The 10160-nt window shown below is 69.7% G+C and carries 8 protein-coding genes; 1 reads left to right on the top strand and 7 read right to left on the bottom strand.

Features of this window, described 5'->3' with window-relative positions:
- Nucleotides 1–76 precede the first annotated feature (76 nt).
- The 3 genes from recJ to eno form a co-directional block, all read right to left on the bottom strand.
- The gene (gene recJ, locus H512_RS0112470; protein WP_026783743.1) at nucleotides 77–1918 is read right to left on the bottom strand and encodes a single-stranded-DNA-specific exonuclease RecJ; all 1842 of its coding nucleotides are present in this window, start codon (nucleotides 1916–1918) and stop codon (nucleotides 77–79) included.
- 64 nt (nucleotides 1919–1982) lie between these two features.
- Nucleotides 1983–2561: a DJ-1/PfpI family protein gene (locus H512_RS0112465; RefSeq protein WP_026783742.1), complete on the bottom strand. Its 579-nt coding sequence runs from the start codon at nucleotides 2559–2561 to the stop codon at nucleotides 1983–1985.
- 142 nt (nucleotides 2562–2703) lie between these two features.
- Nucleotides 2704–3981, bottom strand: coding sequence for a phosphopyruvate hydratase (gene eno, locus H512_RS0112460; RefSeq protein WP_026783741.1), 1278 nt, complete (start codon nucleotides 3979–3981; stop codon nucleotides 2704–2706).
- A gap of 482 nt (nucleotides 3982–4463) precedes the next feature.
- Here eno and H512_RS0112455 point away from each other — a divergent pair, with 482 nt between their 5' ends.
- Nucleotides 4464–5735 carry an NAD(P)/FAD-dependent oxidoreductase gene (locus H512_RS0112455; RefSeq protein WP_026783740.1) on the top strand — a complete coding sequence of 424 codons (1272 nt, stop codon included), beginning with the start codon at nucleotides 4464–4466 and terminating at the stop codon, nucleotides 5733–5735.
- Nucleotides 5736–5803: 68 nt separating this feature from the next.
- Here the strand turns inward: H512_RS0112455 and H512_RS0112450 are convergent, their stop codons facing one another.
- The 4 genes from H512_RS0112450 to H512_RS0112435 all read right to left on the bottom strand — a co-directional run bounded on the left by H512_RS0112450 (nucleotide 5804) and on the right by H512_RS0112435 (nucleotide 10149).
- Nucleotides 5804–7186: a class II 3-deoxy-7-phosphoheptulonate synthase gene (locus H512_RS0112450; RefSeq protein ID WP_026783739.1), complete on the bottom strand. Its 1383-nt coding sequence runs from the start codon at nucleotides 7184–7186 to the stop codon at nucleotides 5804–5806.
- 498 nt (nucleotides 7187–7684) lie between these two features.
- Nucleotides 7685–8119 (bottom strand): DUF1489 family protein, encoded by a 435-nt coding sequence (locus H512_RS0112445; RefSeq protein ID WP_026783738.1) that lies wholly within the window; start codon nucleotides 8117–8119, stop codon nucleotides 7685–7687.
- A gap of 38 nt (nucleotides 8120–8157) precedes the next feature.
- Nucleotides 8158–9081, bottom strand: coding sequence for a LysR family transcriptional regulator (locus tag H512_RS0112440; RefSeq protein WP_026783737.1), 924 nt, complete (start codon nucleotides 9079–9081; stop codon nucleotides 8158–8160).
- Nucleotides 9082–9102: 21 nt separating this feature from the next.
- Nucleotides 9103–10149, bottom strand: coding sequence for a YeiH family protein (locus tag H512_RS0112435; protein ID WP_084798453.1), 1047 nt, complete (start codon nucleotides 10147–10149; stop codon nucleotides 9103–9105).
- Nucleotides 10150–10160: the final 11 nt, after the last annotated feature.

Below are 10160 nucleotides of genomic sequence, written 5' to 3'. Positions count from 1 at the left end.
CGTCAAGGAATACCCGTAGAGCGAGCCGCCGGCAACCCGGCCAAAGGCCATGTCTGCGGACTGAGAAAAGGCGGTCTCAGAAACGGGACTTGGCCGGATCGGCGGCATCGACGACGCGGATCTGCACGCGCGGCGCCCCCTGCCACCAATCGAGATCGACGTGGCCGGCGACATGCAGCGGCGCGCCCCGGCTCCCGGCCAGGAAGTCGCCGAGCGGCTGGCCGACAGCCCGGAAGGCCATGGCTTTCAGCTTGGTGCCGGCCGACGAGCAGAGCGTCAGGCGCAGGTGATTGCGGCCGACGGCATCGAGATAGAGCAGCCGGTGGGAGGGGAAGACGAACAGCGGCTCCGGCTGGGCCGAGCCGAACGGACCGACCCGGCCGATCGCCTCGACGAGGTCGGGCGTGGCGCCGTCGGCGGTCAGCGCCGCGTCGATCTCCAGCGCCTCGGCGGCACGGGCCATGGCAACGCCGTCGGCGACGGCGGCGGCGACGAAGGCGCGGAAGGCGTCGACGCCGGCCGCCGGCAGCGACACGCCGGCCGCCATGGCGTGGCCGCCCCCCTTGGCGATCAGTCCGCGCTCGCGGGCAAGGCGCACCACGGCGCCGAGGTCGACGCCGGCGATCGACCGGCCGGAGCCGACCGCGCCGCCGTCACGATCGAGGGCGATGGCGAAGGTCGGGCAGCGGTAGCGCTCCTTGAGGCGGGCGGCCACCAGGCCGACGATACCGGGGTGCCAGTCCTCCGACGCCTCGACGATCACCGGCGGCGCCTCGCCGCCGAGGCGGGCGGCCACCATCAGCTCGGCGGCGTCCACCGCCTCGGCCTCCAGCGCCTGCCGCTCGCGGTTGAGCCGGTCGAGTTCGACGGCGATGCGTCCGGCATCGACGGCGTCGTCGGAGGTCAGCAGGCGGGCGCCGAGGCCGCTGTCGCCGATGCGGCCGCCGGCATTGATGCGCGGCCCCAGCATGAAGGCGAGACTGTAGGGTGTCGGCGGTCCGGACAGCCTGACGACGTCGGCGAGCGCCGCAAGGCCACGATTGCCGCGCGCCCTGAGCACGGTGAGCCCCTTCACCACGAAGGCGCGGTTGAGGCCCTTGAGCGGCACCACGTCGCAGACCGTGCCGAGCGCCACCAGATCGAGCAGCGACAGGAGGTCGGGCGGCGGCGTGCCGCGCCGCTCGAACCAGCCGCGTCGCCGCAGTTCGCGGTTGATGGCGACCAGCGCCACGAAGGTGACGCCGACGGCGGCGAGGTGGCCGTGGCCGGACAGGTCGTCCTGCCGGTTGGGGTTGACGAGGGCCAGCGTCGGCGGCAGCTCGACGCCGGCCTGATGGTGGTCAAGCGTCACGACGTCGAGGCCACGCCGCTTCGCCTCATCGAACGCCTCGAAGCTGGAGGTGCCGCAGTCGAGCGTCACCAGCAGCGTGGCGCCGCCGGCCGCCAGCTCACCGACGGCACGCGGGTTGGGGCCGTAGCCGTCGACGAGGCGATCGGGGATGTAGACGGCGGGGTCCAGCCCCTGCCCCCGCAGATAGCGGACGAGGACGGCGACCGAGGTGGCGCCGTCGACATCGTAGTCGCCGAACACGGCCAGCTTCTCGCCGCGTTCGACGGCGTCGGCAAGGCGGGCGGCGGCGGCATCCATGTCGGTGAACAGCGACGGATCGGGCAGCAGCGTCTTGAGCTGCGGGTTGAGATAGGCCTCGGCGGCGTCGGCGGCGACGTCGCGGGCGGCCAGAAGGCGCGACACCACGTCCGGCAATCCGGCTTCCTGGGCGATCTGACGGGCCAGCGCGCCGCCGCGCGCATCGAGCCGGTCGCGCCACGGGCGCGCAGTGGCCGAGCGGGTGACGCCGAGCACGGCGCGCCGTTCGGCCGACTCGGAACGGAGATCAGATTCGGCGACGAGGGTCATCGCTTCTCAATAGAGCAAGCGAGACGGCGGCGCAAAGCCGGGGGCTGACGCGGCAGTGGATGGCTCAGGCAGGGCGATGCTCGGCGGCGATCATCGTCGCCAGTTCGCCGACCAGCGGATGACCCGGCCAGATCAAGCCGAGGAGGCCGGTGGCGAAGCTTCCCGGCGCCGAGCCCGGCGCGGTCACCAGCCCGTCGTCGACCACGGCGCGCGGCATGTCGACGTAGAGCGAGCCGTCGTAGTCGGGCAGACGATCGCCAAGATAGCCAGCAGCGTTGCTGGTATGGCGGCGCCGGTTCAGCACGCCGGCCCGTCCGACCGCCAGCGTGCCGCCGCAGATGGCGCCGACCGGACGCCCGGCCGCCAGCATCTCGCGGACGGCGGCGCCGATATCCGGCGCGTCGGCCGCTTCCCAGCCGGACGAACCGATCACGCAGAGCGCGTCGAATTCCGCAACCGCCAGCGTTTCCAGCGGTGCATCCGGCGTGACGGTCAGTCCGCCCATGGAGCGGACGACGCGGCCGCCGGGCGTATGGTGATCGACGCGGGCGCCGAGCCAGGCGCGCGCGGCCGCCGCGAACATGCCGACTTCCCAGTCGGCGAACGCGTCGAGCAGAATGACGGCGATGCGCTTGTCGGTCATGCCCTGTCCTTTCAGGCGATGGTCGGGGCGACCCTCGCACCGGGGCGGACAGCTTCCTGTCAGCAGCAGGGGCGCCCGGCAAAGGAAAAGGCCCGGCGCGGGGCCGGGCCTTTCCTCATTTCCTGGCGGAAGCCGTCAAGCCTCAGGCGCCCTTGACGACGCTGATGCCGGCGTACTTGGCCTGGTCGCCCAGCTCTTCCTCGATGCGGATGAGCTGGTTGTACTTGGCGATTCTGTCCGAACGGGCCAGCGAGCCGGTCTTGATCTGGCCGCAGTTGGTGGCCACGGCGAGGTCGGCGATCGTCGAGTCTTCCGTCTCGCCCGAGCGGTGGCTCATGACGGCGGTGTAGCCGGCCTTGTGGGCGGTCTCGACGGCGTCGAGCGTCTCGGAGAGCGAGCCGATCTGGTTGACCTTGACCAGGATCGAGTTGGCCGTACCGGCCTTGATGCCCTGGACGAGGCGCTTGGTGTTGGTGACGAACAGGTCGTCGCCGACCAGCTGCACCTTGCTGCCGATCTTGTCGGTCAGCTGCTTCCAGCCGGCCCAGTCGTCTTCCGACATGCCGTCTTCGATGGTGATGATCGGATAGTCGGCGGCCAGCTTGGCGAGGTATTCGACCTGCTCTTCGATCGAGCGGACCTTGCCTTCGCCTTCGTAGTGGTACTTGCCGTCCTTGAAGAACTCGGTGGAGGCGCAGTCGAGGCCGAGATAGACGTCCTTGCCAGCCGTGTAACCGGCCTTCTCGATCGAGGCGACGATGAAGTCGAGCGCCTCGACGGCCGAGCCGAGGTTCGGAGCGAAGCCGCCCTCGTCGCCGACGTTGGTGTTGTGGCCGGCCTTCTTCAGGCCCGACTTCAGGGTGTGGAACACCTCGGTGCCGATGCGCACGGCGTCGGCGATCGACTCGGCGCCGACCGGCAGGATCATGAACTCCTGGAAGTCGATCGGGTTGTCGGCATGCACGCCGCCATTGACGATGTTCATCATCGGCACCGGCAGGATGTGGGCGTTCGGGCCGCCGACGTAGCGGTAGAGCGGCAGGCCGGCGGCCTGAGCGGCGGCCTTGGCGACGGCGAGCGACACGCCGAGGATGGCGTTGGCGCCGAGGCGGGCCTTGTTCGGCGTGCCGTCAAGCTCGATCATCGCCTTGTCGATGGCCAGGAGATCCTCGGCATCCATGCCGGCGACCGCCTTGTAGATCTCGTCGTTGACGGCGGCGACGGCCTTGGTGACGCCCTTGCCGAGATAGCGGGAGCCGCCATCGCGCAGCTCGACCGCCTCATGGGCACCGGTCGAGGCGCCCGACGGAACCGCGGCGCGACCGAACGAGCCGTCTTCCAGGGTGACGTCGACTTCGACGGTGGGGTTGCCGCGGCTGTCGAAAATCTGGCGACCGACGATATCGATGATGGCTGTCATTGTGCGATGCACTCCCAGTTGGATGGACGGCGAAGTCCTGATAACCCGCGCGTTCTATAGCCCGTCAATGTGACGCTGCAAAGATGCGAACTGGCACGGATGTCAAGATTGTAATTGGTTTAGATGAACCGTTTGACGTCGGCTCGAATCGACATCCGCCTGTGCGTCAGGAAACGCTTTTCAAAGCGGCTTTGGAAGAGGTGGAGACGGAGAGCGCCCCGGAACCGGCCTCGGCGGGCATGGCAAGGCGCCCGGCCAGCCTTCAGCCGGCACGCTCGCCGCCAAGCCAAGGTTGCGACTTTGGTCTCGGCCGGCCCGGCCGGAGCGGCCCGAAGGCGTTCCCTTTCAGCCATCTGGCGGGGTTTTCAGCCGAACTTGCAATGGCTTGAAGGCGATGTTTCTTGACCTCCGGGGACCGTTGGCGAAGGCTTGCGTTCCTCGGCGGCTGCCGGACGGCGGCGTCGGGGAAACGGGGGGATTTCATGACCAGTCATCGCGTTGTCGTCGTCGGAGGCGGATTTGCCGGTCTCCAGCTCGTGCTCGACCTCAAGGGCGCGCCGGTCGACATCACGCTGATCGACCGCCGCAACCACCACCTGTTCCAGCCCCTCCTCTACCAGGTGGCGACGACGGTGCTGGCCACCTCGGAAATCGCCTGGCCGATCCGCCGCCTGTTCCGCGACCGGCCGGAGGTGACGACGGTGCTCGGGCACGTCGTCGGCGTCGACCGCGAGGCGAAGACGGTGCGGCTCCGCGACGGCAACGTCCTTCCCTACGACACGCTGGTGCTGGCCACCGGCGCCCGCCACGCCTATTTCGGCCGCGACGAATGGGAAGCCTTCGCGCCCGGCCTGAAGACGCTGGAGGACGCCACCACCATCCGCCGCCGCGTGCTGCTCGCCTTCGAGCGGGCCGAGATGGAGGCCGATCCGGACAAGCGGCAGGCGCTGCTCACCTTCGCCATCATCGGCGGCGGCCCGACCGGCGTCGAGCTGGCCGGCATCATCGCCGAACTGGCCCACCGCACGCTGGTCAAGGAATTCCGGGCCATCGACACCCGCACCGCCCGCATCCTGCTGATCGAGGCGGGGCCGCGCATCCTGCCGGCCTTCACGCCGGACCTCTCCGACTACGGCCGTCAGGCGCTCGACAGGCTCGGCGTCACGGTGCGCACCGGCCTGCCGGTCACCGACATCTCGGCCGACGGCGTGCGCATCGGCGAGGACTTCGTGCCTGCCAGGACGGTGCTTTGGGCGGCCGGCGTGCAGGCGTCGCGCGCCGCCGAATGGCTGGGCGCGCCGGCCGACCGGGCGGGACGGGCGATCGTCGAGAAGGACCTTAGCGTGCCCGGCGCGCCGGATATCTTCGTGATCGGCGACACGGCGTCGGTGACGACGGCCGAGGGAAAGCCGGTGCCGGGCGTGGCGCCGGCCGCCAAGCAGCAGGGCGCCCACGTGGCGAAGACCATCCGCCGCCGCCTCGCCGGCCAGCCGGCGCCGGGGCCGTTCGTCTATCGCCACCAGGGCAACCTCGCCACCATCGGCCGCAGCGCCGCCGTGGTCGACTTCGGCTGGATCAAGCTGAAGGGCGCCGTCGCCTGGTGGGTGTGGGGCATCGCCCACATCTACTTCCTGATCGGCACGCGCAGCCGCTTCGCCGTGGCCTGGAGCTGGCTGTGGATCTTCGTCTCCGGCCAGCATTCGGCGCGCCTGATCACCCAGAAGGAGACACTGAAGGACGAGAACGGCCGATAGCCGAACGAGAAAGGCGCCCTTTCCGGAGCGCCTTTTCCCTTGTCAGTCAATAGCCTGCGGCGATTTGTTCACTCGCCGGCGATCGCCCATTCCAGCGGCTCGCGGCCGTCGCGGGTCTTGCGGATGCGCTCAGCCACCAGGAAGGCCAGTTCCAGCGCCTGATCGGCGTTGAGGCGCGGATCGCAATGGCTGTGATAGCGGTCGGCAAGCTGCTCGCCGGAGATGGCGATGGCGCCGCCGGTGCATTCGGTGACGTCGCGGCCGGTCATCTCGACGTGGATGCCGCCGGGATGGGTGCCCTCGGCGGCGTGGACGTCGAAGAAGGCGCCGACTTCCTTCAGGATGCGGTCGAACGGCCGCGTCTTGTAGGAGTTGAGCGTGATGGTGTTGCCGTGCATCGGGTCGCAGGACCAGACCACCGAGCGGCCCTCGCGCTGCACCGTGCGGATCAGCGCCGGCAGGTGGTCGCCCACCTTGTCGGCACCGTAACGGGTGATCAGCGTCAGCCGGCCGGGCTCGTTGTCCGGGTTCAGCGTGTCGATCAGCCGGATCAGTTCTTCCGGATCGAGCGACGGGCCGCATTTCAGGCCGATCGGGTTCCTGATGCCGCGGCAATATTCGATATGGGCATGGCCGGGCTGGCGGGTGCGGTCGCCGATCCAGATCATGTGGCCGGAGGTGCCGTACCAGTCGCCGGTGGTCGAATCGACACGGGTCAGCGCCTGCTCGTAGCCGAGCAGCAGCGCCTCGTGGCTGGTGTAGAAGTCGGTGGTCCGCATCTCGGAGACGCTTTCCGGATGCACGCCGCAGGCCCGCATGAAGGCGAGGCTTTCGCTGATGCGGTCGGCGATCTCCTGATAGCGCGACGACTGCGCGCCCTTGACGAAGCCGAGCGTCCACTTGTGGACGTTGTCGAGGTTGGCATAACCGCCGCTCGCGAAGGCGCGCAACAGGTTCAGCGTCGCCGCCGACTGGCGGTAGGCCATCTCCTGGCGCTGCGGATCGGGGATGCGCGCCTCCGGCGTGAAGTCCATGCCGTTGACGATGTCGCCGCGGTAGGACGGCAGCTCGACGCCGTCGATCAGCTCGGTCGGCTTGGAGCGCGGCTTGGCGAACTGGCCGGCGATGCGGCCGACCTTCACCACCGGCTGGGCGGCGCCATAGGTCAGCACCACCGCCATTTGCAGGAAGACGCGGAAGAAGTCGCGGATGTTGTCGGCGCCGTGCTCGGCGAAGCTCTCGGCGCAATCGCCGCCCTGCAACAGGAAGGCCTCGCCGGCCGCCACCTTGGCCAGGGATTTCTTGAGCTTGCGCGCCTCGCCGGCAAACACCAGCGGCGGATAGCTGGCAAGATGCGCCTCGACGGCGGCGAGCGCCGCCTGATCGGGGTAGTCCGGCACCTGCTCGATGGGCAGGGCGCGCCAGGAATCGGGCTTCCAGGTGGTGGGCATGACGCGGCTCTTCTTCTCGATGCATCGCCCCGCGAAAACCACCGCGGAGCCTTCAGGATTTGGCGCCTTATACATGAGGCGCCGGTGAGGCACCACCGCCGATACGCATGCGCGGCAGAAGTGCGGAAGGCGGCGGTTCCGTTTCGACCGATCCGGCACGGAGGCCGGAGGCAGGCGGTCACGGAACCGCAAATGCAAAAAACCCCGCCTTTCGGCGGGGCTCGTTCTCGCGCTGGGCCTGTCGATCAGACAGCTGCGGAACCGGCCACGCCGAAGCGGCGACGCCACGCATAAAAGCCCATAAAGCCGAAGAAGGTCGGAGCCGCGGCCCGCGCAAGCGGGGCGGTCAAGGATGTCCGAAGGTGCCGAGAGCACGACATGGATATCGTCCGACAGAAGACGCTTCCGCAGAGACTGCCGAAGCAAGGTTAGCGGACAAAAACCATCGCCGGCCGACGGCGTCAAGCGAAATCGCGCAGCCCCCTACGAGAGAACAGGTCAGATCAGCGCCAGCTCGCGCAGCGCCCGTCGCATGCCCTCGGGGATGTCGCCGTCGATCTCCGACTGGCGGATGTCGGCCGGCGCGTCCTTGGCCGGCAGGTAGCGCCAGCCCTGGAAGGCGCGGCAGGGCCGGTATTCGGTGCGGTGCAGTTCGGGATCGAGCACCAGGCCGCAGCGCTCGATGCCGTCGTGCCCGCGAATCGGCCGCAGTTCCAGGATGCTCTGGCGCACCTGCACGATGCCCTTGATCACCCAGTAGATCGAGCCGCCGTCGAGGATCTCGTCAGCGCGCTTGGGGAACATGCGGGTGACGTGGATGCGCTCGTAGCCCTCGCCACGGGCGGCGTGGGCGAGCACCTCCTCGCGATACCACTGGTCGAGTTCCTCGACCGTCTCGACGCCGACGCAGAGCTTGATGATGTGAAGCGGCATAAATCCTGTCCGTGCGGGAGGCCCCTCCCCGCAGCCTCCTAACATGGTCCGGCCGGCGGTGCGAGGCAAGGCGCCGCGAAAGGTCCCGGCCGGCTCAGCTCGACGAAGGCGGCGGCCGCCCGGCCGAAATGGCGTTCCCTGTGGCGCAGCGCATTGAAGCTGCGGCCGGGCAGCGGCAGCGGCACGGCCACCAGCGCGCCGGTGGCCAGCGCCGCCTCGACCACCATGCGCGACAGCACGGTGACGCCGGCGCCCGCCTCGACGGCGGTGCGCACCGTCTCGTTGGACGGCAGTTCCAGCGCCACCTCGACGTCGCTTTCCGCAAGACCGAAGTGCCGGAGCGCCTGTTCGAGGGCGATGCGCGTGCCCGATCCGCGCTCGCGCAGCACCCAGCGGGCCGCCTTGAGCCGCGCCGCCACATCGCCGGACTGCGACAGCCAGGGATCGCCGGGCGCCGCCACCAGCAGCAGTTCGTCCTCGAACAGGCGGTCGACGGCGAGCGCCGGTTCGTCCACCGGCCCCTCGACGAAGCCGAGCAGCGCGGCTCCGTCGCGCAGCCGGCCGGCCACGAACTCGGTATTGCCAAGCTCCAGACTGACGCGGATGCCGGGGAAGCGGCCGGCAAACGCCTGGATAACGCGCGGAATCCAGTAGGCGCCGATGGTCTGGCTGGCGGCGACGGTCAGCTCGCCGCGCCGGAAGTCGGCGAGATCGGCCAGCACCGCCTCGGCGTCGGCGGCGCGGGCGAGGATCGCCCTCGCCTCGTCGAGAAAGGCGCGGCCGGCCTCGGTCAGGGCGATGCGGCGGCCGATGCGGTCGAACAGGCGCACGGCGTAGCGGCTTTCCAGCGCCGTGATGGCGGCGCTCACCGCCGACTGGGTGAGATGCAGCTCGCGCGCCGCCTGCGTGACGTGCTGGCGGCCGGCGACGGCGACGAAGATGCGCAGTTGTTCGAGAGTCATGGCGAAGCCGAGGGGACCGGGTCAGGTCAGCCTTATCAGCACGAGGGCGAGGCCGGCAATGAAAAGGCTGGCGCAGGCGCCGGTCAGCGCCGGCCGCAGCCCCTTGGCCCTCAGCTTCACGACGCTGGTCTCAAGGCCCATGGCGGCGAGCGCCATGGTCAGCAGGAAGCTGCTGGCCACCGACGCCTCGGCCTTGAACGGCACCGGCAGGCTGACGGCGCTGTTGACCGCCACCAGCGCCACGAAGCCGAATACGAACCAGGGCAGCGGCGGCCGCGGCCGGTCGCCCTCGCCGGCCGCACCGCCGGCGCGCGGCAGCACGGCGGCCATGGCCAGCACCATCGGCGCCAGCGTCATGACGCGGGTGAGCTTGGCCACCGTGCCGGAGTCGCCGGCTTCGCGGCCGACGGCGAAGGCAGCGGCCACCACCTGGGCGATCTCGTGGATGGAGGCGCCGGCCCACAGGCCGTAGTCGCGCGGCGCCAGATGCAGCACGCCCTGCAACAGCGGATAGGCGAACATGGCGATCGACCCGAACACCGTGACGCAGGCAACGGCATAGGCGACGTCCTCGTCGGGCGCCTCGACCGCCGCATTGGCCGCCGCCACCGCCGAGGCGCCGCAGATCGACGTGCCGGCGGCGATCAGCCGGACGAGGCGGGCGTCGGCGCCGAGCAGCCGGCCGACGGCCAGCGTAAACAGGAAGGTCAGGGCGACGCAGCCGACGATGACGGCGACGCCGCGCAGGCCGGTCTCCGCCACCTCGGCGAAGGTGAGCTGCAAGCCGAGCAGCACGATGGCGAGGCGCAGCAGCCGGCGCATCGCAAAGCCGATGCCGGCCGTCAGCGCCGGATGGGTGCCGAGCGTGTTGCGCACCAGCATGCCGACGGCGATGGCGATGATCATCGGGCTGAGCCTGCCGACGCCCGGCAGCAGCCGGAGGCCGGCGGCAAGGCCGGCAATGGCGGCGCAGGCGAGAACGCCCGGCAGGATGCGACTTATGCGAGCAACCGTCTCCTGGAGAACAGAATTCGATGCATCGGCCGATTTGGAGAAAGAATTGCTCATTCAGGAAGATC

It is taken from the genome of Pleomorphomonas koreensis DSM 23070, assembly GCF_000425185.1.
Classification (GTDB): domain Bacteria; phylum Pseudomonadota; class Alphaproteobacteria; order Rhizobiales; family Pleomorphomonadaceae; genus Pleomorphomonas; species Pleomorphomonas koreensis.
The sequence above is the reverse complement of the archived record's forward strand: the minus strand, read 5'-3'. Positions and strand labels throughout refer to the sequence as shown.